This window comes from Rhodococcus sp. KBS0724, from assembly GCF_005938745.2.
Taxonomy (GTDB): domain Bacteria; phylum Actinomycetota; class Actinomycetes; order Mycobacteriales; family Mycobacteriaceae; genus Rhodococcus_F.
In genome coordinates, this window is the sequence record NZ_VCBX02000001.1 from 3017618 (window position 1) to 3040784 (window position 23167).

Here is a 23167-nt window from a genome sequence, read left to right on the forward strand (position 1 = left end):
GCTTGACTGCGTCTACTGACTTGCCTAGGCAAGTGAGAGAAGGATGACTGACTTGCCTAGGCAAGTCAAATGGTGGTGAAGGATGTACGCTTTGACACCATGACAACTTCGCCGCGATGGCTTGACGAAGACGAGCAGGCGGTGTGGCAAGACCTGCTCACCGTTGTCATCGCACTGCCAAATTTGCTCGATCGTCAGTTGGAGCAAGACGCCGAGACATCGAACTTCGAGTACAGCGTCCTCGCACGCCTGTCCATGGCCGCCGACCTGACGATGCGACTCAGCGACCTGGCCGCGCAGTGTGACAGCAGTCAGCCCCGACTGTCGAAGGTGATGGTCCGTTTCGAGCAGCGCCAGTGGGTCACGCGCCGCCCCGACCCGGATAACGGGCGCTACACGCTTGCCACGCTGACCGAGACCGGCTTGCAGAAGGTCGTCGACAGTGCGCCGGGCCACGTCGAACGTGTGCGCGAGCTGGTCTTCGACCCTCTCAGTGGGGCGCAGCAGCGTGCTCTCGGCGCCGCGCTTGCCCGCATCGCAACCACGGTGCGCCAGCAGTTGAATGGCACCGAACCTGAAACCGGCAGTTCCCGCTCGCAGGCCTAGCGAAGATGAGCGGCCTCTCCGCCGCAACGAATGACCGCACTGCGGTGGTCCGTCGGATTCTTCTTCGCCAGTGGTTTCGTGTGGGTGGTCGACGAGCGTTACCCCGTGCGGCGCTTATTGATCCGCACACAGACGTTCGAACGTCACGGGCACGTTCAGTACTGCCTGAATGGCCTCGGCCGAATGCGCTTCTCGGACAAGGTCGGCCTACGTCAGGTGTGCCATCGTGTTCGTAGGCGAAGGTATGACGGGTTGGCGAGGGAGGATGAGCGTATGAGCCTGAGCGTGTGTACTGATGTGTCGGCGTCCGATTGGTTGGTGAGGCAGGATATGCCGTTCCGTGGCGCGCTCACGGAGTGGAACGACTGGGGTCGCGATGTCCAGTTCGACCCGCGGGGTGCGTCTGACGCTTACCCGGCCTTCCTGTGGCCGGCGGATCACTCGTGGTGTGTCGCAAACGATGTCGACCCCGACTTCGCAGTGATCGGAGGGCCGGCCGCGGCGATCGAACTCCTCATCGCGGATCCGCGGATCGACGCGGTGACCGTTGCCCCGTATACCCCTAGCGACCCAGACCGCTACTACTGAATGCAATCGGATCACGACCTCGAGATGGTGTTCGCAATTTTGAAGAGGGGAACCTGTGAGCAATTTGTTTAGTCGCTACTCGGCTGTTCTGTTCGATTGTGATGGTGTACTTGTTGATTCGGAGCCGATCACGAATAGGGTGCTGCGCGCCATGCTCCGCACACTGGGATGGCAGATCTCCGCAGATGAATGCGTCCGACTGTTCGTCGGGCGGGCGTTGAAGGACGAATGGGCGGTGATCGAAGAGCACACTGGCTTCGTCATCACTGATGATTGGCTTGGTGAATTCCGTTCGAGACGCAACGCAGCACTCCAGGCGAACCTGAGTGCCATCGATGGGGCCGCTGATGCGCTCGCCGAGGTTGCGGAGGTGTTCGGAGACCGGATCGCATGCGTGACCGGTGCCGATCGAGGCAAAGTCGAGATGCAGCTTTCCGTTACCGGGTTGGACCGCTGGTTCGGCGATCGTGTGTTCAGTGGGATGGAGGTGCCGCGGAGCAAGCCCGCGCCGGATGTGTATCTGGCTGCCGCGCAAGCGCTCGGAATCAAGCCGGTAGAGGCGATTGTTGTCGAGGACTCGGTTGCGGGGGTCACTGCGGGTGTCTGCGCTGGAGCGACTGTGTTCGGCTTTGCGCCTGAGAGTCCGGTTCACACCACGCCGGAGGTGCTCCGAGCGGCGGGCGCGAGCGTGATCTTCACCCACATGTCCGAACTGGCAGCGTTGATTCGGAGCTGACGAAGATACCTTGCAAACGTCGTGGCGTCGGGAAGTGTTGAGGGTCTGCGGGGTTCAGATGAGACTCAACCCACTGAACTCTGGAGGGATAGGCGATGAATCGCCCCAGCCATGACGAAGCGGTCCGAATTCTGTCCGGCCTGACCGGCGGGGCATAACTTTCGACTGCTGAGCCAAGCGATGGAAGGCGCCGTTTATGCGATCGACCATGCTCGAGTTGCGAAGATCTGGGTCGGGGAGTCGGAGATGTCCCTGCAGCAGGATCGGACCTTCTATGACACGTTGGCGGTCAAGTCGTTTCGGTTCGCGACCCCTCGAATCCTCGAAGTTCATTTGATTGAGAATCGCTGCGTCACGATCGAGCAGCGACTGCCCGGCACGACCATGTCCCACCATCTCCGGTCCGGCCGGATCACCCTCGACAGGGCACGGTCCACGTTCGTCGACGTACTGGCAGATCTTGCGGCGAGCGGGCCACTGCCCGCGGCGCGAATCCTGCCCGCGGCGCGAGTCCTGCCCGTCATGGACGAGCACATCACGCACTATCACGCAGCCCAGAACTTCCCGGAGGCTCTCGGGGCCTTGGTGCAGCGTCGCGTCGGCCGCTTTCGGCAGGTTCTCGACAGTGCCGTCGAGGCACTCGATGCCGAGGTCGACGCACTGCGTGGTCGCTTGTATGAGATCGACACTGGCGACAGGACAGTCATCCATGGAGACCTCACGCTGGACAACATCCTGACCAACGATGACGGTGCCCTGACCGCAGTTCTCGACTGGGGTTTCTTCACCACGGAAGGCGACCCGGCGTTCGATGCCGCCGTGGCCGCCTCGATCTTCGACATGTACGGAGAATCCGCCCTGGACACCGAACTAGGCCTCTACACGGAAATCGAGGAGCGGCTGGGCTATTCGCGTGAGGCCCTCCTGGTGTACCGAGCGGCGTATTCGTTGATCACGGCGAACGCGTACGACGCCGACGGTAACGACGGTCACTTCGCCTGGTGTGTAGCTGCGCTGAACCGCCCGGACGTCGCACGCGCGCTCATCGGCTGAGCCATCGAGACTGCCCAGCAAGCTCCCTGCGCTTCGCGAGCGGTGTTGTGGAAAACCATCGTTTACAGCTTCGGGTCAGGGTGCTCGGTTCGGAATAGCCGAGTTGCCGTGACACTGCCGAGAGCGGGACGTCTGTGTTGGCGAGCAGGCTGTGTGCTAGTTCGCGTCGAGAATCGTCGACGAGTGATTCGAAGGTTCTGCCTTCCGAGGCCAGTCGTCTCTGCAATGTTCGCGGGTGCAATAGCATCAATGACGCGACTTGATCCAGCGTAGCCACGCCGGCGGGCAGGGATCGCACTATCAACGCGGACACAGCGTCGTGGAACGCGACATTCGGATTTCGACCTGCCATGAAGCGCACGGCAAGGTCGTACGCCAGCGGATCTACACGAGGTAGATGGCGATGCATGACCCCACGCGGAAAAGTCAGTAAATTCCGGTCCGAGCCGAACTCGACAGAACACCCGAAATAGTCTGTGTATACACGCATCTCGGAGATGCGTGGATGCTGGAACGAGATATGCGTCGGATGGAAGTCGTGGCCGGCCATCATCCGGAACGTCTGAAGCGTAACTCCCAGTGCCAGTTCCACGACGTGCGACCGGTGCGGCAGTCGATGCAGCACGGTGTCGAGCCCATAGGACACTTCGGTGTCCCCCATAATCAGCTCGACCGCCAACGCTGGGCTGTACACGTGGGCGTATCGAGCAACACCGTGCAACGCGTCGCCGATTGTCTCGGCACTGCGCACCGCGATCGCCACCGGGCCGAGGATGTCCGGGTCTTGCCTGCTCGCGAGCCTGAGAGCGAAGTCCGGCGTCCCTAGCTCCTGCGCGCAGAGTCCGAGCAACGTAGACAACGCACTGAACGGTACGAAGTTGTCGTAGGTGCCGATGATGGCCGGATTGATGCCTACCCGATCGCAATACTCGTGCGAATCTCCGCCGAGTTCGGAAATCAACTCGGGCAGCCGGGTCAGTGACGAGGCGCTGATGAGATCGGCCATGTGTCGAAATGTAAATAAATTGGCGCCTGATGTCAATTTTACTTACGCCTGGGCAGTGATGATCGACACAGGTTGGATTGTTCAACGTCGAACGCCGTCCCTGGAGGAGCCAAAAATGACATCACTCACCGACCGAACTGCGCTGTTCATCGACGGAGCGTGGAGAGCGCCGGACAGTTCCGAAACCATCCGAGTCGTATCGCCTTTCACGGAGCAGGAGATAGGCTCGTTCCCCGCTTCCGCGCCGACGGACGTCGACGCAGCGGTATCAGCGGCTCGAAAAGCATTGCGGCGGGCCGACTGGGCCGAACTTTCACCCGCCGAACGTGCGGGTGCCATCCGCAGGTTCGCCGACGAACTCGAAAAACGATCCGAAGACCGCGCGGTGACGGTCACCCACCAGAACGGCATGCCCATCGAGCTTGCCCGCTTCGCCGAGGGTGCCGCGCCCGTCCAGCTTTTGCGCTATTACGCAGGACTCGCCGAGTCGACGCCCACCGAAGAGCGGCGCGCCAGCCAACCGATTCCGGGCACGACAATCGTGCGACGAGAGCCCGTCGGGGTTGTCGCTGCCATAGCGCCCTGGAACTTCCCGGCTGTGCTTTCGATGTTCAAGATCGCCCCGGCTCTTGCGGCGGGCTGCACCGTCGTCCTCAAGCCGTCGCCCGAAACTACTTTGGATTCCTACGTATTGGCCGAAGCCGCCATCGCGGCAGAACTTCCCGCGGGCGTCATCAACATCGTCACTGGTGGACCGGACATCGGTCAGTATCTCGTCGCGCATCCCGGCGTCGACAAGGTCGCGTTCACCGGATCGACGGCGGCCGGTCGACACATCGGCACGGTATGTGGCGGAATGCTTCGCCCCGTTACCTTGGAGTTGGGTGGCAAGTCGGCGGCCCTGGTTCTCGACGACGCGGACGTCGAGGAGACGGTGACCGGTCTGGCAACGGCATCACTGCTCAACAGTGGGCAGACGTGCTATATGTCGACTCGAATTTTGGTTCCGCGCAGCCACAGTCAAGCCTACATCGACGCCATCACTGCCATGGCTGAGAGTCTGCAGGTCGGCGATCCGATGGACCCGTCGACGTTCGTCGGTCCGATGGTGAGCGCAAGGCAACAGGAACGCGTGCTGTCCTTGATCGACCAGGGTCGCTCGGAGGGCGGAACTGTCACCACCGGTGGCGGACGCCCTACCGATCTCGACACCGGATTCTTCGTGCAGCCCACGGTGTTCGCTGATGTCGACAATGCCAGCACCATCGCACGGCAGGAGGTGTTCGGGCCGGTACTGTCCGTTATTGCCTACGACGACGTCGATGATGCTGTCGCACTTGCCAACGACTCCGAGTACGGCCTCGGTGGGACTGTGTGGACCTCCGACGAGGAACGCGGTATCGCAGTTGCCCGACGCGTCGAGACCGGTTCGTTCGGTGTCAACACCTTCAACCTCGACTGGGGTTCACCGTTCGGCGGTGTCAAAGCCAGCGGCCTGGGTCGTGAACTCGGTCCCGAAGGGCTCGCGTCGTACCAGCAGCTCAAATCCATCTTCCTTGCATCCTCGTAAGAATCGAGCCACTATGTCCGACGCAGGACTCGCCGGCGCCCGTGCGCTGGCAGAAAACACAGTGAAAATCGCCGAGCAGTTTGGGACCGCCGAGTGGGAAGCCGACAGTGCGTGCAACGGCTGGCGAGTCCACGACCTCATTGGCCACATGGCGTTTTTCTTCAACTTCATCGCTGATCCGAACCTAGTGTTCCCGCAGAACCCCAGTGGAAAGTCCGAGCGGCTCAACGACGCTGCTGTTCGCGAGCGCGCCGAACTACCGCATGAGCAGATCCTGAACTATTACCGGGAACAGTCCGAAGCCGGCCTCGCGACGTTGGCGGCGCTGCAAGGAGAAGAACTGCGCGACAACCCGATCGAGATGCTCGACCTCGGAACTTATCGCCTTCATCAGCTCAGTGACGCGGTGTCGTTCGACCATCTCGTCCATCTGACGTCGGATCTTCTGGCGCCGTTCGGTCCGATTACCTACAGTGAGATCGATTTGGCGGCCGCTATCGATCCGGCGATCGACTGGATGGTCTCAGGACTCCCGCAGATGTGCGGCGAATCAGTCGCTGTCGCTCTGACATCCCCTGTGGCACTGCGACTCAACGGTGCCACCGAGCGAACTTTCGTCCTCGCCCGTGGCGATGGGGGAGTGACCGTCACCGAAACCGACGACGTGCCGGAGAACGTCGCGACAACCCAGGCCACCGAATTCCTGCGGTGGGGGACCACCCGCTCGGCATGGCGATCCGCCGTCGAGGTTTCCGGCGACCGCACAACCGTCGCGGCGGTTCTCGATGCCATCGACATCGTCTGATCCACAAGAACCCACGATTTTGAAGAGGAAATAACTATGTCTCAGTACTTGCAGGACAAGGTCGTTCTCATCACCGGTGCAGGCGGTGGATTCGGTCAACTCATCGCAGAGAAGGTGGCAGCGCAGGGCGCCAAGGTCGTTGGCGTCGACATCAACGAAGCCGGCCTGAAGACCGTGTTCGACGGCATCGCGGCCGCCGGATTCACCGGCACCTACAAGGTCGCCGACGTCACCGACATGGAGCAAGTCTTCGCTGCAGCGCAGCACGGCATTTCGGAGTACGGAGCGCTCGACGTACTGGTCAACAATGCAGGCGTCATGCCGCTCGCATATTTCGCCGACCACGAACGTGCGTGGCAGAAGTGGCACAAGGCAATCGACATCAACATCAAGGGCGTCGTCAACGGAATCTCTGCCGTCTACGACCAGATGATCGAACAGGGGCGCGGCCAGGTTGTCAACATCTCGTCGATCTTCGGAAATGCCGGCATCGACGGTTCCGGCGTCTACAGCGCGACCAAGGCTGCAGTCACCACGATCTCGGATTCGCTGCGAATCGAGGCCAAGGGCAAGATCAAGGTCACGACGGTCAAGCCCACGGGTGTGACGGGCACAAACTTGGCGAGCTGGATCGTCAACGAGAATGCGATCCTCGGTCTCACCGGCCAGCGTGCCGCGACCTTCACCGAGAACATGGGCGCGGCGACCACCGACTCGTTGCGCCCGGAGCAGATGGACGTCGACAACATCGAATACTGGCTCATCAAGCCCGACGACCTGGCCGACGCCGTAGTTCACGTCATTGATCAGCCGTGGGGGATCAGCATCAGTGACATCACCGTCCGCGCCAGCGGTGAGGACTACCTGTACTGACGGATGCATAGGAGCCCTCTCCCTTCGGACTTGGTGCACCAGAGTTCGAAGGGAGAGGGCCGGCCGCAGATCGAATTTCCTGGTCACGCGGACAGAGATTCGCTACCTGAGTCCGAGCGGCGAATGTCGAAATTTAGCCAGGTTTACCAGGTTTGAATGCTGTTGAGAGAGAATAGAATTTCAGCTCATTTGTAAGTTGTTGTGTACTAATCAACTGGGCATCTCGAAAATCGTCTCGACGAGTTTTGTAACCGGTTGGGGATCAGAAGATTCCGCCGATTCCCTTGCCGATCAGGACAACTCCGATCACCAAGATCAGCACACTCATTACCGTGGTGTTGTTCTCCTGGAGCCAGACTTTGAGCTTGGCCAACGGTTCGCGGAGTCGATCTGCAGCCACCAGGTACCCGAGGACGGGGATCGCTACGGTGGAAGCAGCGATGATCGTGAACACCAGAATCGAGATGATCACCTCGCCGGTTGCCAGCGACGCCGAACCGATCGACACGCCTGCCGCGATGCACATGAGCAGGTTCTTCGGATTGATCGCCGCCAGCGCGAATCCGAGACCTAATCCCTTGAGTGCGGTCATTTCGTCGATGGCGTGCATCCACTTCGGTGTCTCGTGCTCGCCGCCGCGGCTACGCCACTGCTTGACTCCGAAGGTCAGCAGGAGGGCGCCGAGCGTTAGTTTGATCCATGAGACTGTGGTGGACTGTCCGTCGTCGGAAGCGCTGATGGTGCTGGACAGGACGACGAAAAGAACTGTCGCGATGATGATTCCGAGTATCCAGCCTGCGGCGAATCCGATGCTGGTGCTGCCGGCGCGTTTGGAGAGCAACATCAATATCGTGGCGATGATGGGAACCGGCGACACTGCGACTCCGATGGAGAGGGGGAGGAGGTCTCCGATGACGGAACCCATGTCGAAACTCATTTCTCATCGTGGTGGTAGAGACGGTGGTCGAGCGAACGCGTCCGGTTCGCCAGTACAGGCAATCAGGACGCGTGGTGGAGCGGGAACGATTCTTCTTCTAGGCGAGGTTTGTCGAGATCAGCCCGGAAGAGTGCCCGGCGAACGCCTCGCGGACCTGGCCGACCGTCGAATATCAGTCCCTTGCTTCCGTGTTTTCACGGTGCCGATCGCCTCGTGCGCCCTTGTGTGGACGGGAACCTCCACACAGTAAGTGTGCGAGCCACAGAAAAGCCTCCAACCGATAATGCCGCCAATGCTGCTGCGGGACAATGCTGACACGATGGATGTCGACGTAGTTCGCGCCTCATTCGAAAGGGATGAGAGGTTCATCCCCATCTGTCTCCTCTCATACGATTCCCACATGAAACGTGTGTGGGAAGGTGTGCGGCGCTATTGCAAGACGCTGCATTCGGTCGGCCTGTCGTTCGGTTTGGTGTTTTTCGTCCTCTCTATGAGCCCGTCCCTGTTACCACGCGCGTGGTATCTGCAGGGCGTGGCAACCGGTATTTCCGTCGCCACGGGATACGGCATCGGTGTGACCGTGGCGTGGATGATCCGCAAATGCGGAGTCCAACCAACCTGGTCGGCTCGGACAAAGAAGATTGGCTGGATCGTACTCGCGGTTCTGGCAGTGATCCTGGTACCTCTCTTCCTGATCCTGGGATCGTGGTGGCAGCAGATCGTCCGTGATCTGGTCGAGGCACCGCGCGCCAACCGGGCGAACTACATACTGGTACTGCTGATTTCGGCAGCAGTATGGTTCATCCTGCTCGAGGCGGGTCGCGGTCTTCGGTACCTCACCAGAGGGCTCGCTGCCGTCGCTCTGCGGTTCATTCCCAAGGAGGCAGCGAAAGTTGCCAGTTTGGTCGTCGTCTTCGCGTTGGCGATCTTCGTCGTCAACGGTGCCCTCTACAACGGGCTCATCGCTTTCGCGAACTGGAGTTTCTCCGGCGCGGACAACGACACACCGGACGGCATCAACCAGCCGCCGATCGCCGAACGCAGTGGTTCACCCATGTCTGCTGAGGCATGGGATTCGCTCGGCAAGGAAGGGCGCACCTTCATGGGTAGCGGCCCGTCCGCCGAGAAGATCGCCGCAGTGACCGGCCGGGACGCAAAGCAACCGATCCGCGTGTACGCCGGCCGCGAGTCGTCCGATTCGGTCAACGGCGTCGCACTGCGGGTCGTCGACGAACTCGAGCGTACCGGTGGCTTCGATCGCGGGACCCTTGCCGTCGTGACCACCACCGGCCGCGGCTGGGTCAACGACGATGTGGCGTCCGCCTTCGAATACGTCCAGGGCGGAGACACCGCCATCGCGGCGATGCAGTACTCGTTCCTTCCCAGCCCTTTGGCGTTCATCGCTGACCGTGAAACCCCGATGGCGGCCGGCCGGGCGCTGTTCAACGCCGTCTACGCGAAGTGGATCGATCTGCCGCTTGACAAGCGTCCCAAGCTTGTCGTCTTCGGTGAGAGTCTCGGATCGTACGGTGGGCAGGCTGCATTCGCGGGAGCACAGGACATGGCGACGCGTGTTGATGGGGCATTGTGGTCGGGGACACCGAACTTCACCGCACAATGGCAGGAGATCACCGATAGTCGGGACTCCGGCTCGCCGGAAGCTGTGCCGGTGATCGATGGCGGTCGGGCGATCCGGTTCGCCGCTTACCCGGAGGATCTCGCGTTGGATGCGCCATGGGACGACTCACGTGTGGTGTATTGGCAGCATGCCAGTGACCCGATTGTCTGGTGGTCCTTCGACCTGCTTCTCAACAAGCCGGACTGGCTGGCCGAGCCTCTCGGCCGTGACGTCGACCCGGGTATGAGGTGGATACCGCTGGTGACGTTCTGGCAGGTGACTCTCGACATGGTGTTCTCGGCTGATGTGCCGTCCGGTCACGGCCACAACTACGGTGCCGAGGCAGCGGACATGTGGGCGCAGATCCTGCACCCCGAGGGCTGGTCTCAGTCGGACACCGACACGATCCGCGAGGCCCTGACGAACAATTTCCAACCCACCAAGTAGTAGTCGCTTTCCAGATCTGATTCAGGAATTCCCGGCGGCTATTTCGTCGAGATACGGGGAAAACTGAGCTACTCACATGGAAATTGGTCAGTCCGGATTCCGTAAGTAGCCTGAGCGCCAGGTCATTTGCGGACTCGTACCTGCCCGAGTTGGCACCTAATGCCGTGCGGTGGTTTGACGGTGAAAACGCGAGATCAAGTTTGTTCGAGACGCTGATCGATATCACAGTGTGAAAACGAAACCAGTGCCCGGACTTTTCGAGGCGAAAGATTCCGGCCTCTCGTGCGCGGAGATAAGTGAGGCTGGACAGATAACAACACGTATTTTTCCGGGTCTACGCAATTCATTTTTTGAAAGGGTCTCTTCATGCTCATCATCGGAATTATTCTGTTCGGAATCCTCGTCGGTGCGGGAGCCCAGTTGATCTTGGGTACGGACACTGCGCGACTGGACTGGACCTTCGCCTTCATCGCCGGGATTGGTGGTTCGTTGGTGGGTGGGTTGCTCGCGAGTCTGATCGCGGGTGACGGAGTATCGCTGCGCCCGAGCGGAATTCTGGGCTCACTTGTCGGTGCTCTGGTCATTACTGCGGGCTGGCAATGGTACCGCCGGAGCAATACGGGCGCAGCTGACTCTTCCTCGGACCGCTGAACTTTCCCGGACCCGCGAGTTCGTCCTTGCATCAAGGAATCGTGACTTTCACCCTGTCCTGCAGATGATCATCGTCGATGCAATTCGGAAGCGAGGTGGACCTCGTCGATTTCGGACTGTGGTTGTAGCCGGCCGGGGCAGGCATTCGGTGAGGGGATCGTTGTCCTGCCCTCGGACATCGCTTCACCCAGGGGCCGCGACCCCTGAATACCTTGAGGTGCACGGTCGATCGAGGGTAATGGCCTGGATTGGAGTTCTGGTGGATACGGTCGTGGCGTGCGTCTAAGCCACTCGGTGTGGCTCGATCTTTTCACCGAAAAGGCCAAGAAATCATGGGAGAGGTTATCGGTAATGAACCAACCGACGACCGCCGGTAGAGGGGTACTGATGTAAAGCGGGTGCATCAATGCCTGAAATAAAACCAACGAACTCCGGAAAACTCGGGGCACATCAGAGTCTCCGGACTCACCGGTGCGATTCACCTCTTTGGCTAGCGAGGGGTCCGATGGGTCAGTTACGGCCTGGTAGGTTTTGCGAAACTGAAGAAACGGAGTTTCAGCGTGACAATTCGCCGCGTGCTCATTGTTTTCGTCTCGCTCATTGCTGCGGTCGCACTTGTTGCGGCTGGATGTTCGTCGGATTCCGACGCAGGCTCGGGTACCACTGCGACGGCGTCACCGCCGGTCGACTCTATTGTCGGTGTGACTGTGCCGGATGCGTTCACCGCGATCACGCTCAATCCGATCGGGAATTCTCCGCTGCCGTTCCGTGGAACGGACGGCAAATACCACGTCGCTTACGACCTGCAACTCACTAACGCCACTAAGGTGCCGGCGAGTTTGGACAAGATCGATGTCGTCGACGGGGTAGATCCGACAAAAATTATCGCCAGCTTCTCCGGTTTGGCTCTGGTTGATCCGGCCTGTATCTTCGGTGACTGCAATCGATTGCGTGACCTGCCTGCGGGCTACGTCGACAGTGCTGCGATCCCGCCGCAGGAGAGCCGGGTTCTGTTTATCGACTTCACTCTGGACTCGCTCGATCAGGCGCCGAAGGCTTTGCTGCACCACCTCTACGGGACCGGTGCTGCCTCACCGGCGTTCGGTGCGCCGGGGCCGATCGACTACCTGGCGAGGCCGGTTGCTGTGTCCACGCAGGCCGTGCCGGTTATCTCGCCGCCGGTGCGTGGCGACAACTGGATTGCGCTCAACGGTTGCTGCGAACCGGGTTTCCCGCATCGCAGTTCGGTGATGTCGGTGAACGGCAAATTGAACAACAGTCAGCGCTTCGCGATCGACTGGAAGCGCACCAATGACCAGGGCGAGTTCTACACCGGTGACAAGACCTCCAATGAAAGCTACGTCGACTACGGGACCGACATCCTCGCTGTCGCCGACGCTACGGTGGTCTCGATCCTCGACGGTATGGAGGCGAATGCTCCGGGTGTTCTGCCCGCCAGCGACCCGGCATTGGCCGCAAAATTGACTGTCGAGAATGTCGACGGGAATCACGTTGTGCTCGATCTGGGTGACGGCGTGTACGCGATGTACGCCCACATGATCTCCGGTTCGGTCACGGTCAAGCCCGGCGACAAGGTGACCGAAGGTCAGGTGCTCGGAAAGCTCGGCAACACCGGTAACGCCAATGCTTCGCACCTGCATTTTCAGCTGATGGACGGGCCGAGCCTGCTGGAGGCGGATTCGTTGCCGTACGAGCTGAAGAGTTTTGATTATGACGGGCAGGTCGCGCCACAGAAAATCGCTGATGCAGACGATTACCTGAGCGGGATGTTCCTGCAGGGTAGGTTGCCGAAATCGGAGTCGCGGACCAATGAGATGCCGCTCAACTTGGCGATTGTGAACTTCCCGACGGCTGGGTAATCCCGCACCCGCACCTGGGGCACGTTCGAAGGTGGTTCGTGGCGAGATCGCCGAGCACACAGGTGTTGCCAATGCCCAAGAATCTGTAAGTGACGGTCTGGACGCATTGCCCGCGATCATGTGAGATGCGCAGTGGTACCCGGCTAACTTCGGCACGGGAGAACTCGCGATCAGCGTGTGATCAGCACAGGCGCAACGAGATTCCGGTTTCCGCTCGACCTCGTGGACGATTGTGTTCGTTTCGGGGGCCGTCGAGTTAGTTTGGTGCTGGTTCCAGCGCGGGAGGTCGCCAGCTGCTGTCAAGTATTGCGGTCCTTGGCCGGTACAACCGTACGAGGTAGTTCCATCCGTCGGTGGTGGAGATGGCGTTACGGGTTCCGTCTGCAAAGTAGTCCGCGGCGACTGTGTCGTATTCGGTTCGCGTCGTCTGCAGGTAGGAAGGTTCGGTCATGTCGAGGACCATATGGCATACGCGACGGTTTCCCGTCCACCACGAGGAATCCTGAGCCGAAACACCACGCGGACTACGTGTTTGACGGCAATCGATTGGCTAGCGATATCGATCGTCAAACAGGGCGCCAACCGACGGGCGCCCGTGCCCGCGCGGTTACCTGCCCTCGGCCAATTGTCGCTCGAGGAACCAGTCATCGAGGCCGTTGATGTCCGGCGTCGACCTCGCAGTCCCACTACGAACTTAGCTAAGGGGTCCGCATCTGATGTCAAAGCGCTCACGAACGGCGCCAAGTGTCTGCCGATGGTGTTCCCGGTCCCTGTGATGCGTCCGCATGAATCGGAGGGTTTCAAGTATCCTGCGCGGAATGGGGTACCAGCGATCGAAGTCGAGACCGCAGTTCAGGAAGACCTTGTTTGGGACGGCGTCGAAGATGATGCTGAGGTTGTACTGACCAAGCGTAAGCGCTGTCCAGATCAAGGTCTCTTTGGACTTGTGAGCCAGATCTTCACCATCTAGCTCGTAGAGTGGTGTCTCGTCGAGCTTGCCGAGGAACAATAGATGGGTCAGAAAGTAGCTGGCGAACGATGTGAATCCAATCGTCACTGACCGCGTGTTGATCGATAGCGTCGTGCCGTGAGTCGAAACGTAGGGTTCGTATTCAGTGTCAGTTCGGAGAAGGTAACCGGAGCAGTTCACCAGCCAGCTCCCGGGCTGTATGAGCCTCGTTGCTCCACTGCGATATAGGATTTCGAGCCCGTTGGGTTGGTCAATTGCGTCGTCAAAGTACTCCATGTCGACGGTGTTGAGTCCGGACGAGATCGTTGCGGCTTCCGATTCCGAGAGCAGTCCATTGAAGAATCGTCGTGATGGCCGGATTGGTTCGAGTCCGTGGGTAGTCTGAAACCATTCCCTGACTTCGTCCTCGTTGGTCCCATCGAATCGAAGAGCGGTCTCGTTGAACATCCGGGTTGGTAGCTTTCCCTTCCACAATCGTCGGGCACCGTTGGGAAACATGCTGTCCCTGTTGATGAAGTAGGTTCCGGCCCCGGCGATGATGTTGACTTCCCTGCCCGGGTATTCGGTTACCGCAGCGTAGGCGGTATCCATTGCTGTTTTTCCGCCGCCAACGATCCAGATCGGCGTATTGCTTGCATGCATCTCCTCGCTTCGGATGTCGAAGAAGTCGGGCGAAACAGAGTGGATCTGTTCACTCGATACCGACAGCGGTTCGTTTGGGCTGATCCCGAAGCCATTCGCTTTGATGACGCGCTTTGCGGCGATCGCAAGGCGTTGCCCTGTTTCCGATTGCGCAATGATGTGGTTGCCATCCGCCGACTCAGTGTGGGAGTCGACTGTCCACCCGAAGTACTCGACGACCTGGACGCGTTTCTTGATGATGTCGAGACAATGCGTGAAGTGGTCCAGAACCTCGGGCTTGGCCGCCAGATACGATCTGTCTTTGTCCAAGGTCCATTTGATGTTTCCTGCGGTGAACAGTGGGTGGGGCTGGTGCAACCGAACGTAAGGGTAGGTGTCGCCCCACATCCCGCCGGGCTGGTGTCGTCGGTCGATGAGAATGATCTTGTGGTCGCGCGATAGATACTGTGAAGCGACCGCTGCAGCATTCAGACCGGCGAGCCCAGCGCCGACAATGCAGACATCGCACTGATTAATGAGTGGCCCTGGTAGTGCTGGACTTTGACTATTCATCGCAGCCTGCCTAGCTCGGAGTGTTTGGAACAGTTTCGGCCGACCCGACCTGGAGAGGTTGGTCTGTGAGCGACCTGGACGGGGCATTGTGATCGATCCCGGGTTCGGGATCCACCACCAGCACATCACTCGTTGTGGGTTTTGTCCTCGTGTAAACAGATGAGATCAGTGATAATTGAGTGGACTCGCGTGATGCCGTACACCTGACCCCCTAGGGGTGGTCGATGATCACTGTTGATGAATTTTCCCGACTCGTGGCTGCGATCTACGCATCGGCGGTCGATCCCGAACGGTGGAATTCAACGCTTGCCGATTTTGTGCGAGCCTTCGACGGTGTCGGTTGCGGTTTGCTGACTTCGGGACCGACCAACCGGAAATCCGACGTGATGGTGAAGCAGATAGGTAGGGATCCTTCCGCACTCGCGACCTACAACGCCTATTACGGTCGGCTGGACTACGTGGCGGAAGCCGTGGAGAAGTCTCCGATCGGCCATATACACACGGGGACAGAACTGATCCTCCCGAACACGAACACGGAGTTCTACGCCGATTGGTGCCGCCCCAACCGTTTCGGTGATGGCCTGTTCGTTCGACTGACCGGTGGTAAATCGAGTGCATGGTTGGGGATTGCCGCGCCTAGGGGTTCGGAGCCGTTCGGAACCCCTGATCGACTCAGGCTGATCAGGCAGTTGGTTCCGCATCTACGGCAGGCGATTGACACCCAAGGCAAACTCGCAGACCTCAAGCAGGGCGAATGTGCTCTCTCTGCAGCGATCGAGCAGGTCGAGCGCGGTATCGTGATCGTCGGTCTGGATGGTCGATTTATGCACCTCAACTCCGGCGCTGAGAGAATCCTCGCTTCCGGTGACGGCCTGCATCTCAGTCAGCATGGGTCCATTGGAGCGTCGCTCGCTCGTACCGATCGAGAACTACGACACCTCATGCACCTCGCGATGGATTCACACGATGACCGGGTTCCTCGCGGCGGCACACTTTCCTGCCCTCGCCCATCCGGGCGCTGCGACTACGCCGTTCATGTGGTTCCTCTCGCAGCGGACACCGTCGAAGTCGGTACTGTCGGACTGAGTGATGCGCGAGCTGCCGTGCTCATCGTGATCGACGACCCAGATCGCGAACCGGAGTTGAACGCCACCGTATTGCGCCGGCAGTATGCACTCACCGGCACCGAGTCGGAGGTCGCTCTGCGGCTAGCGCAGGGCGACAGAGTGGAGTTGATCGCCGAGAATTTCTCCGTCTCGATCACCACTGTCAGGACCCACCTCCAGCACATCTTCGAAAAGACCGGCACGCACCGCCAAGCTGAACTTGTGCGGCTTCTCCTCTCGTGACCCGTGAGAACGGAGGATCGGTGCTTCGGCGCTGCGCTGTCGACGCGGTGCGTGTCGCTTCCGGTCTGGTCCTGATGATGTTTCGGCTTCCGTGTTCGTCCTCGTCCAAGTTTCCATTGGGCAGTGCCACGAATCGTGTAGTCGAGTTGCCCACAATGTCCTCCGGGCCTTGCGCGGCTTGTGATCACGTAGGTGCCTGACCGCGGTCGAGCCGAATCGGCCGTCCTGAATTGCGACAGTGCGATAGCCTCCGTTCAGGCAGTACTTCTGACACCCAGATCTGCGGTGTGGTGCTGGCCTGACTTGTCGAAATATCGAGCGCAGTATCTCTGCCCTCAGTCCGTTCCAGGCGCCGGGTATCTGGCTCCTCTCCTCTAATGGGCCATCTTCGTGTTAACCCAATCCGACGGATCGATATTCATCCTTGACCCCACGGCAGAATTGAGTGAAAGTCAATGTATACCAACATAATTACCAACGGAACTGAACGGTCAATTATTGAGAACATGCTCGACCGGAACCGTGAGGCACTGATCGAGACAGTCCGTGGGTTGTCCGATGACGACGCCCGTCGACGGCTTGTCGCGTCGCTGACGACACCGATCTCGTTGATTAAGCATGCCGCTGCCGCTGAACGGATCTGGTTCCAACGATTTTGGGCGGGACTCGACGAATCCGAATGCGATGGATACTCACGCCGGGACGAGGGCACCTTTGCCGTCGCCGATGATGAGTCGCTGGCAGAGGTTATCGCGGAATTCGAGCGCGCAAGCCAACGATCACGTGCGATCGCGTCGCGGTTTCACCTCGACGACACCATAGACACTCCCCACGAGGGAACCGTCAGCATGCGGTGGACGCTACTTCTCATGCTCCAGGAGTTCGCCAGGCACGCAGGTCATGGCGACATCCTTCGTGAACAGATTGACAAACCTGGACCGAGGCAGACGATTTCGTGACAAAAAGGGCTGTACGGTCGCAGGGTTCTCACAGCAAACGTCCAGGTTCCTCGCGGTGGGTCTGCAGGATTACCGAATACCTTTTGTGTCATGACGATTCACAGTTCTCCGGTTGGTCCTTCGAACAAACGTGGTCGCCGCCGCATGGCTTTTGTGTCAGCGATGTTGGCCGGCGGTCTGCTGCTGGGCGGGTGCGCAGCCGAGACGACCGACAGCAGTGCGGCATCTCCTGTGTCGGTCGCTGAGAGCGTCGATTCGATTACTACTACGGACGATTCGACGACCACAGCCGAGACCATCACCAGCACCGCAGAAGCGGCCGGGGCATTTCTGCAGACCCTGTCGGATGAGCAGCGCGAGCAGGTGACATACGAGTTCGACGACGAGACCAAGACCACTTCGTGGTCGAATTTTCCGGTGACATTTGTCGACCGTGCCGGACTCAACATCTCCGAGTTGACCGACGAACAGCAAGCGGCGGCATTGAAGGTGCTCGAAGCACTCCTCAGCGACGAAGGATACGAGACCGTCACCGGCATCATGGGCGGCGACGAGTTCCTGCATGAGAACAGCAGTGCGGCCGAGGAATCACTCGGTCAGTACTACATTGCGTTTTTCGGTGACCCGTCGGACTCCGGCGAGTGGCAGCTTCAATTCGGTGGCCACCATCTCGGTATCAACGCCACTTTGGATGGTTCGGCTGACTCCATCACATTCGCCCCGACTCACCTTGGACTTCAACCCGCTGTCTATACGGACTCAGACGGCAATGAGGTGCAACCGTTCGCAACCACATACGAGTCCGCATTCGCGTTCTACGACAGCTTGACCGAAGACCAGCAAGCTCAGCTGTACCAGAGCGAGAGCGTATCCAACCTCGTGTGCGCTCCAGGAAGCACATGCGACTACCCCACGGGAGCGGGTATTGCCGGCTCGGACTTGACGGAGGAACAGAAACAACTGCTGCTCGACGTAATTGCGAACTGGGTGGGCCTGGCCGACGAGGAGACGACGTCAGAGCAACTCGCTGCCATCGAGGCCACTTTGGACGAGACTGACGTGAACTGGTCCGGGGCAACCGAATACGACATGACGCAGGGGGAGGGGATCTACTTCCAGATCTCCGGCCCGAACGTGTACATCGAGTTCGCCAACCAGCAGGGATCGGCCGGCGCCGACGTCGCGGGATACACAACCTCGGGTTGGGGCCATATCCACACCATCTACCGAGACCCCACCAACGACTATGCCAACAGTGTCACGCAGCAGGCAGCTTCGGGCATGGGTGGCGCGGGTGCGCCGGGTGGCGGTGCAGCGCCGAACGGCGGCTGAACCACCGAATTGAGCGTGCGCGGGGGACCGCTCGACACCCTGTATCCGGACCTGTGTACTGTCGACCGTTATGCGAATGTTAGCCTACGCTAACCTAAATCCTGATGTGTTGGTGCAACCCACTCACCACACTGTGGCCTAAATGAAATTGGCCGCCAGGAAGACCCGAGCGCCTAACGGAGACAACGCAATGAGCATTCAGACGGACTACGACCTCGATGAGTCGAGAGACGAGGACGTCGGTCGCTATCCGCAAGCCGCCGTGCCACGCCGCGGTGTTCATTGGCCGACTGTGGCGGTGTCCGCGTGTGCGGCAATGGTTGTAGGGGTAGCGATTCCTGGACTCGTCCTGTTCGGCATGCACCTCGGTGACCAGGAACGTCAGGTCGTCGTGACTATGGCTTCCCCTGCCGGGGCTGGTACCGCGGGCTCTACTGCCGACGCGGCCAGTGGTGGCGTCACCGTGCTCGATCCCCAGGTTCCGGCTGCGGCGCCCACCTCGGCAGCCGCGGCTCCGGCACCGGCTGCAGCCCCAGCGGCGCCTGCTGCGACCAGCGCGCCGGCTGCGAGCGCCGCCCCTGCGGTTGCATCTGCACCCGAGGGGCCGTCGACGCCGGGCATCGCCGAACTTAACGGTCAACTGCAGCGCGGACTTAACTCGGCCACAAGTGACGCGGATGTTGCTGCGGCGATCGAAGGTGGCGCCGCCGGCGTCCCCACCGTTCGCGCAGTAGGAAACGCGCTGAACATCGCAGCCGGTATCTATCGCTGGGATCTCACCGACCCGGTCACGGTGACCGACGAGGTGGCGCGCGCCCAACTCGTGACCTCGTTGCCCGGCACTGCGGCGTCGGAAGCGACTCTCAAATGGTATTGGATGGACGGGCAGTGGAAATTGAGCAACGACAGTCTCTGCTTCCTCGCGCACCGCGCTATGGCCACGTGCACCGTCCCCGGTAATCCTGGCGGACCGAATGGGCACCCGCTGTGAACCGCGCACTGTCTGCGGCATTTGTTGCCCTTGCCCTGCTCCTGACCTCGTGTGGCGGGAACTCACTCAACACCGCCGATGGGGAAACAGTCACTGTCAGTGGCAAGTTCGGCGAAGCCCAGGTACCCGTCGGCGCCGAGCGGGTGCTTCCCTTGTCGCCCCAGGACGCGGACATGGTGATCTCGATGGGTGTCGCACCCATTGCCCTGCCTACGGATGCGAACATTCTCGTCTCCACGAACGGAGTGGGGGCGTGGCCCTGGCAGGTCGACGCCCTGACGGACATGGGGTACCAGGTGCTGCCGCCTAACCCCGGCGGCGGCGTCGACGCACTGCTGTCCACCGGTGACAAGGAGATTCCGTCACTGCTGTTCGAAGGCGACCCACAGTCGTACATCGAACAGATCGTGGCCCTCGATCCTGACGTCATCGTCGCCACTGGGCAGTGGAGTCTCAATGAGCGTGCCTACGAGCAACTTTCGAGTATCGCCCCGGTCGTGCATTTCGACGAACAGGCGAACGTGGAGCCATGGCAGGATTCGACTCTCAAGATCGGCAAGGCGCTCGGTCGAGAGGACGCAGCGCAGACCGCTGTCGACTCGGCTGAGGCCGATCTGGCCGCTGTCCGCGCTGCTCACCCCGAATTCGAGGGCGTGAATTTCAACGCGGTAATCGGAGACCTGAACGGTCAGCTGTACATCCTCGCCGGTGAGGACCGAGGAATCGGAATGCTGATGAAGGACTTGGGCTTCCAATTGACCGACTGGGCGCAGACTGTGCCGACCGATGCAGACGGGCGAGGAGTGATCAGCTACGAGTACGTCGCCCAACTCGATACAGACGTCGCGGTTGTGATCTCACCGGCGGGGGACATCGACTACATGCGCGACAACGAGCAGTGGCGCAACCTGTCGGCGGTCCAGCGCGGATCGGTCGTGTCGATCGCCCGCAACTCCGGAGTGCCGAATGCACTGGGTTTCCCGTCCCCGATCTCACTCCCGTGGGGTGCGGACCGTATCACCGACGCGCTGAGTACTGCGGTCTCGCGCGCCTCGTAAAACTCTCGTGGGGAGGGTTGGCAGAGCATCTGCCAACCCTCCTGATTTTGTTGGGCGCGGAGCGGTTTCTCGCTGGTGGGGAGGTGGCGCACGCGTCCGCGTCCGCGGATTGACTCCGTTGGGGGATCGGCGGACGACGGCCACGTCCAGCGGTCGGCGAATCTGATTGACAGCAGACTTTCATTCACCTGGGTAAATACTCGGACAACGACGGAAACATGGGATTTTCCGAATATAGTGAGTAAGTCTCATCGAACCAACGCACACCAGAATCCGATCACGTCACCAACCATTGCAAAACGTCACACCATCTACGACGCGAGGGAATCGTTGCACTGCGTCGTCAGAACGCGCCGAACCCCACGATGCCGGCAACATCGTCAGGGTTGAACCGGTGAAGCATCACGGAGTTGTTCTCGTTGCCGCCAACAGTGGTGACAACGCCGGCATCATTGCGGAGCACGATGTTGACGTGTTGCCCGAAGGGACTGGAATCGTCGTAGAGGATCGTGTCACCGGTCTTCAGTCGATAGTCCTGACCGAGTGGCACAAAGGTTCCGACGGATTGGTAGTACTCCTGCAACGTGTAGACGCCGGGGATTCGCCACGAACCGGAATTGGGGTTGGAATACGGCGCACCAATCTGGTTCATGTTCCAGCTGACAAAATCGGCACACCAGGATTCTTCGACGCCTTCGGCATACGTGGTGCCGGGCGCACCGGACTCCCATTCGTTCTCGAGGGTGATCACCAGCTCGTTCTGTGACTGGCTGAGTGTGCTGGGGTCGAGAGTGGGGAAGGCGTCGAGTGTTTCGCCGGCAAGCGCATCGTTGCTACGGGTGATCCACCACGATCCGCCGGCGATGACCAGTACAAGCGCAGCGCAGAATCCGACCAGAACCACAAACTTGTGTCTGGTCGGATTCTTCGCGGCGGGCATCACGCCACATTAGCGAACAATCGGTAACTATTCGATCGGTGCTACCGATCGATCGATGGTGGTGGCCAACGGCTTTTCCTTCACGAAGAGCAGAAGGATGACGGCGGCGACTACCAGGGGAACGAGGTACATGAAGATCGGCGCCAGTGCGTCGTTGTAGGCGCCCACAATGATTTCGCGGATTTGATCGGGTAATTTCCAGAGGATTCCCGGAGTCAACGAGTTTTCTTCCCCTCCGACGCCCCCACCGCCGGCAGGCAAGCGCTCCGCGAGCAGGTTGGACAACCGCGACGCGAAGAGGCTTCCGACTATCGCGCTACCCAACGATGCACCGATCTGGCGGAAGAAGTTGTTCGACGCGGTTGCGGTACCGACTTCGGCTGCGGGGAAGGTGTTTTGAACGATCAAGATCAGGATCTGCATCACCAGGCCAAGGCCGATACCCATGATGGCGATATAGATTCCGAACACGACAAGTGATGTCGACGGAGTCAGCCTGGACAGTAAGACCAGCGAGAGCGCGACGATTGTCGTGCCGACGATCGGAAAGGCCTTGTAGCGCCCGGTCTTGCTGACGATCTGCCCGGAACCGATCGACGACACCAGGAGTCCTGCCATCATCGGAATCATCATGAGTCCGGCTTCGGTGGCGTTCTTGCCGGTCACCATTTGAATGTAGGTGGGGAGGTAGGCGAGAGCCCCGAACATCGCTATGCCGATGATCAGTCCGGCGGTAGTGGTCAGGACGAAATTGCGCTCCGCGAACAGATGCATGGGAATGACGGGTTCGGTTGCTCGTCGCTCGACCATGACAAAGGCAATTGCGCTGACGATGCTGCCGATGATCAGCCCGATGATGACGGCGGAATCCCAGTCGTAGGTGTTGCCGCCCCACGTCGTGAACAGAATCAAGCAGGTTGCAGATGTAGCAACCAAGACCATGCCGAGGTAGTCGATCGCCGGTTTGCCGAGCTTGGGCTTGGGTAGATGCAGGAACGCCGACGCGCTGGCTATCGCGAGCAGGCCAAGCGGCACGTTGATCCAGAACGCCCACCGCCAGCCGATGCCTTCGGTGAACCAACCACCCAGAAGTGGACCTGCCACCGATGCGAGGGCGAAGACGCCGCCCATCGCGCCCATGTAGCGACCTCGCTGTCTGGCCGGCACCACGTCGGCGATGATCGCCTGCGACAGCAGAATCAGACCACCACCGCCGAGTCCCTGAACTGCGCGACCGGCGATGAGCGTGGTCATGTCGTGGGACAGACCACCGATCACAGAACCGACGATGAAGATGCTGATCGCACCGATGAACAGGCCTTTACGGCCGATCAGATCTCCCATTTTTCCGTAGACCGGCATCATGATCGTCGACGCCAGGATGTACGCGGTTGTCACCCACACCATGTGATTGACGCCGTTCAACTCTCCGACGATGGTGGGCAACGCAGTGCTGAAGATCATCTGGTCGAGGGATGCCAGAAGCATCGTGATCATCAGGCCGACGAACACCAGAATGATGGATCGCTTGTCCGTCGTGGTGTCGGGTTCGTCTGCGCTTGTGGGCGTGACTTCTCGAGTCGACATGGGGCTCCTTGGAGGCG

The 23167-nt window shown here is 60.1% G+C and carries 21 protein-coding genes; 15 read left to right on the forward strand and 6 right to left on the reverse strand.

From position 1 onward, the window contains the following. Positions 1-99 precede the first annotated feature (99 nt). The 4 genes from FFI94_RS13930 (at position 100) to FFI94_RS13945 (ending at position 2983) form a co-directional block, all read left to right on the forward strand. On the forward strand, positions 100-606 hold the full coding sequence (locus FFI94_RS13930; RefSeq protein ID WP_138868381.1) for a MarR family winged helix-turn-helix transcriptional regulator: 507 nt from the start codon (positions 100-102) through the stop codon (positions 604-606). 30 nt (positions 607-636) lie between these two features. Continuing rightward, positions 637-1194, forward strand: a complete 558-nt coding sequence (locus FFI94_RS13935; RefSeq protein ID WP_138868382.1) for a hypothetical protein — start codon at positions 637-639, stop codon at positions 1192-1194. A gap of 55 nt (positions 1195-1249) precedes the next feature. Continuing rightward, the gene (locus FFI94_RS13940; RefSeq protein ID WP_138868383.1) at positions 1250-1930 is read left to right on the forward strand and encodes an HAD family phosphatase; all 681 of its coding nucleotides are present in this window, start codon (positions 1250-1252) and stop codon (positions 1928-1930) included. A 180-nt stretch (positions 1931-2110) separates the two neighbouring features. Continuing rightward, a complete protein-coding gene (locus FFI94_RS13945; RefSeq protein ID WP_138868384.1) occupies positions 2111-2983 on the forward strand; it encodes a phosphotransferase in 873 nt (290 codons plus the stop codon). On the opposite strand, the gene FFI94_RS13950 is transcribed toward FFI94_RS13945, so the two are convergent. Beyond that, the gene (locus FFI94_RS13950) at positions 2973-3989 is read right to left on the reverse strand and encodes an AraC family transcriptional regulator (protein WP_138868385.1); all 1017 of its coding nucleotides are present in this window, start codon (positions 3987-3989) and stop codon (positions 2973-2975) included. The genes FFI94_RS13945 and FFI94_RS13950 overlap by 11 nt on opposite strands. Positions 3990-4104: 115 nt before the next feature. On the opposite strand from FFI94_RS13950, the gene FFI94_RS13955 reads away from it, so the two are divergent. Genes FFI94_RS13955 through FFI94_RS13965 form a run of 3 tightly spaced genes read left to right on the forward strand, consistent with a single transcriptional unit; the run spans position 4105 to position 7237 of the window. Continuing rightward, complete coding sequence (locus FFI94_RS13955; protein WP_138868386.1) at positions 4105-5559, forward strand: aldehyde dehydrogenase; 1455 nt, start codon at positions 4105-4107, stop codon at positions 5557-5559. A gap of 13 nt (positions 5560-5572) precedes the next feature. Further along, positions 5573-6364 (forward strand): maleylpyruvate isomerase N-terminal domain-containing protein, encoded by a 792-nt coding sequence (locus tag FFI94_RS13960; RefSeq protein ID WP_138868387.1) that lies wholly within the window; start codon positions 5573-5575, stop codon positions 6362-6364. Positions 6365-6400: 36 nt separating this feature from the next. Then, positions 6401-7237, forward strand: coding sequence for an SDR family oxidoreductase (locus tag FFI94_RS13965; RefSeq protein ID WP_138868388.1), 837 nt, complete (start codon positions 6401-6403; stop codon positions 7235-7237). Between the two features lie 262 nt (positions 7238-7499). On the opposite strand, the gene FFI94_RS13970 is transcribed toward FFI94_RS13965, so the two are convergent. Continuing rightward, positions 7500-8162, reverse strand: coding sequence for a GAP family protein (locus tag FFI94_RS13970; RefSeq protein WP_138873180.1), 663 nt, complete (start codon positions 8160-8162; stop codon positions 7500-7502). 412 nt (positions 8163-8574) lie between these two features. Here FFI94_RS13970 and FFI94_RS13975 point away from each other — a divergent pair, with 412 nt between their 5' ends. From FFI94_RS13975 to FFI94_RS13985, 3 genes are all read left to right on the forward strand, one after another. Next, positions 8575-10239: an alpha/beta-hydrolase family protein gene (locus FFI94_RS13975; protein WP_138868389.1), complete on the forward strand. Its 1665-nt coding sequence runs from the start codon at positions 8575-8577 to the stop codon at positions 10237-10239. 366 nt (positions 10240-10605) lie between these two features. Next, a complete protein-coding gene (locus tag FFI94_RS13980) occupies positions 10606-10890 on the forward strand; it encodes a hypothetical protein (RefSeq protein ID WP_138868390.1) in 285 nt (94 codons plus the stop codon). A gap of 560 nt (positions 10891-11450) precedes the next feature. Next, a complete protein-coding gene (locus FFI94_RS13985) occupies positions 11451-12770 on the forward strand; it encodes a M23 family metallopeptidase (protein ID WP_221937749.1) in 1320 nt (439 codons plus the stop codon). A 256-nt stretch (positions 12771-13026) separates the two neighbouring features. Here the strand turns inward: FFI94_RS13985 and FFI94_RS34710 are convergent, their stop codons facing one another. Further along, on the reverse strand, positions 13027-13221 hold the full coding sequence (locus FFI94_RS34710; RefSeq protein ID WP_397495442.1) for a hypothetical protein: 195 nt from the start codon (positions 13219-13221) through the stop codon (positions 13027-13029). A 243-nt stretch (positions 13222-13464) separates the two neighbouring features. Next, on the reverse strand, positions 13465-14934 hold the full coding sequence (locus tag FFI94_RS13995) for an FAD-dependent oxidoreductase (protein ID WP_138868391.1): 1470 nt from the start codon (positions 14932-14934) through the stop codon (positions 13465-13467). A 224-nt stretch (positions 14935-15158) separates the two neighbouring features. Between FFI94_RS13995 and FFI94_RS14000 the strand changes: the two genes are divergently transcribed. From FFI94_RS14000 to FFI94_RS14020, 5 genes are all read left to right on the forward strand, one after another. Continuing rightward, complete coding sequence (locus FFI94_RS14000) at positions 15159-16283, forward strand: helix-turn-helix transcriptional regulator (protein WP_138868392.1); 1125 nt, start codon at positions 15159-15161, stop codon at positions 16281-16283. Between the two features lie 455 nt (positions 16284-16738). Next, positions 16739-17242 (forward strand): DinB family protein, encoded by a 504-nt coding sequence (locus FFI94_RS14005; RefSeq protein ID WP_138868393.1) that lies wholly within the window; start codon positions 16739-16741, stop codon positions 17240-17242. A gap of 144 nt (positions 17243-17386) precedes the next feature. After that, positions 17387-18574: a DUF3500 domain-containing protein gene (locus FFI94_RS14010; protein ID WP_185993200.1), complete on the forward strand. Its 1188-nt coding sequence runs from the start codon at positions 17387-17389 to the stop codon at positions 18572-18574. 190 nt (positions 18575-18764) lie between these two features. Next, a complete protein-coding gene (locus FFI94_RS14015) occupies positions 18765-19565 on the forward strand; it encodes a hypothetical protein (RefSeq protein WP_138868395.1) in 801 nt (266 codons plus the stop codon). Beyond that, positions 19562-20623 (forward strand): ABC transporter substrate-binding protein, encoded by a 1062-nt coding sequence (locus FFI94_RS14020; RefSeq protein ID WP_138868396.1) that lies wholly within the window; start codon positions 19562-19564, stop codon positions 20621-20623. Before FFI94_RS14015 ends, FFI94_RS14020 begins: the two co-directional genes overlap by 4 nt. A 343-nt stretch (positions 20624-20966) precedes the next feature. Here the strand turns inward: FFI94_RS14020 and FFI94_RS14025 are convergent, their stop codons facing one another. Both FFI94_RS14025 and FFI94_RS14030 read right to left on the reverse strand, forming a co-directional pair. Then, positions 20967-21563 (reverse strand): CHAP domain-containing protein, encoded by a 597-nt coding sequence (locus FFI94_RS14025; RefSeq protein ID WP_138868397.1) that lies wholly within the window; start codon positions 21561-21563, stop codon positions 20967-20969. 27 nt (positions 21564-21590) lie between these two features. Beyond that, the gene (locus tag FFI94_RS14030; RefSeq protein WP_138868398.1) at positions 21591-23150 is read right to left on the reverse strand and encodes an MDR family MFS transporter; all 1560 of its coding nucleotides are present in this window, start codon (positions 23148-23150) and stop codon (positions 21591-21593) included. Between the last annotated feature and the right edge of the window lie 17 nt (positions 23151-23167).

Excerpts from the sequence above, each read along its gene's own strand:
- FFI94_RS13980 (WP_138868390.1), top strand. The coding sequence starts at position 10,606 with ATGCTCATCATCGGAATTATTCTGTTCGGAATCCTCGTCGGTGCGGGA.
- FFI94_RS13935 (WP_138868382.1), top strand. The coding sequence starts at position 637 with ATGACCGCACTGCGGTGGTCCGTCGGATTCTTCTTCGCCAGTGGTTTC.
- FFI94_RS14005 (WP_138868393.1), top strand. The coding sequence starts at position 16,739 with ATGTATACCAACATAATTACCAACGGAACTGAACGGTCAATTATTGAG.
- FFI94_RS14030 (WP_138868398.1), bottom strand. The coding sequence starts at position 23,150 with ATGTCGACTCGAGAAGTCACGCCCACAAGCGCAGACGAACCCGACACC.
- FFI94_RS13930 (WP_138868381.1), top strand. The coding sequence starts at position 100 with ATGACAACTTCGCCGCGATGGCTTGACGAAGACGAGCAGGCGGTGTGG.
- FFI94_RS13975 (WP_138868389.1), top strand. The coding sequence starts at position 8,575 with ATGAAACGTGTGTGGGAAGGTGTGCGGCGCTATTGCAAGACGCTGCAT.
- FFI94_RS34710 (WP_397495442.1), bottom strand. The coding sequence starts at position 13,221 with ATGACCGAACCTTCCTACCTGCAGACGACGCGAACCGAATACGACACA.
- FFI94_RS13955 (WP_138868386.1), top strand. The coding sequence starts at position 4,105 with ATGACATCACTCACCGACCGAACTGCGCTGTTCATCGACGGAGCGTGG.
- FFI94_RS13970 (WP_138873180.1), bottom strand. The coding sequence starts at position 8,162 with ATGGGTTCCGTCATCGGAGACCTCCTCCCCCTCTCCATCGGAGTCGCA.
- FFI94_RS14025 (WP_138868397.1), bottom strand. The coding sequence starts at position 21,563 with ATGCCCGCCGCGAAGAATCCGACCAGACACAAGTTTGTGGTTCTGGTC.
- FFI94_RS13965 (WP_138868388.1), top strand. The coding sequence starts at position 6,401 with ATGTCTCAGTACTTGCAGGACAAGGTCGTTCTCATCACCGGTGCAGGC.
- FFI94_RS14015 (WP_138868395.1), top strand. The coding sequence starts at position 18,765 with ATGAGCATTCAGACGGACTACGACCTCGATGAGTCGAGAGACGAGGAC.
- FFI94_RS14000 (WP_138868392.1), top strand. The coding sequence starts at position 15,159 with ATGATCACTGTTGATGAATTTTCCCGACTCGTGGCTGCGATCTACGCA.
- FFI94_RS13995 (WP_138868391.1), bottom strand. The coding sequence starts at position 14,934 with ATGAATAGTCAAAGTCCAGCACTACCAGGGCCACTCATTAATCAGTGC.
- FFI94_RS13945 (WP_138868384.1), top strand. The coding sequence starts at position 2,111 with ATGGAAGGCGCCGTTTATGCGATCGACCATGCTCGAGTTGCGAAGATC.
- FFI94_RS13950 (WP_138868385.1), bottom strand. The coding sequence starts at position 3,989 with ATGGCCGATCTCATCAGCGCCTCGTCACTGACCCGGCTGCCCGAGTTG.
- FFI94_RS13960 (WP_138868387.1), top strand. The coding sequence starts at position 5,573 with ATGTCCGACGCAGGACTCGCCGGCGCCCGTGCGCTGGCAGAAAACACA.
- FFI94_RS14010 (WP_185993200.1), top strand. The coding sequence starts at position 17,387 with ATGGCTTTTGTGTCAGCGATGTTGGCCGGCGGTCTGCTGCTGGGCGGG.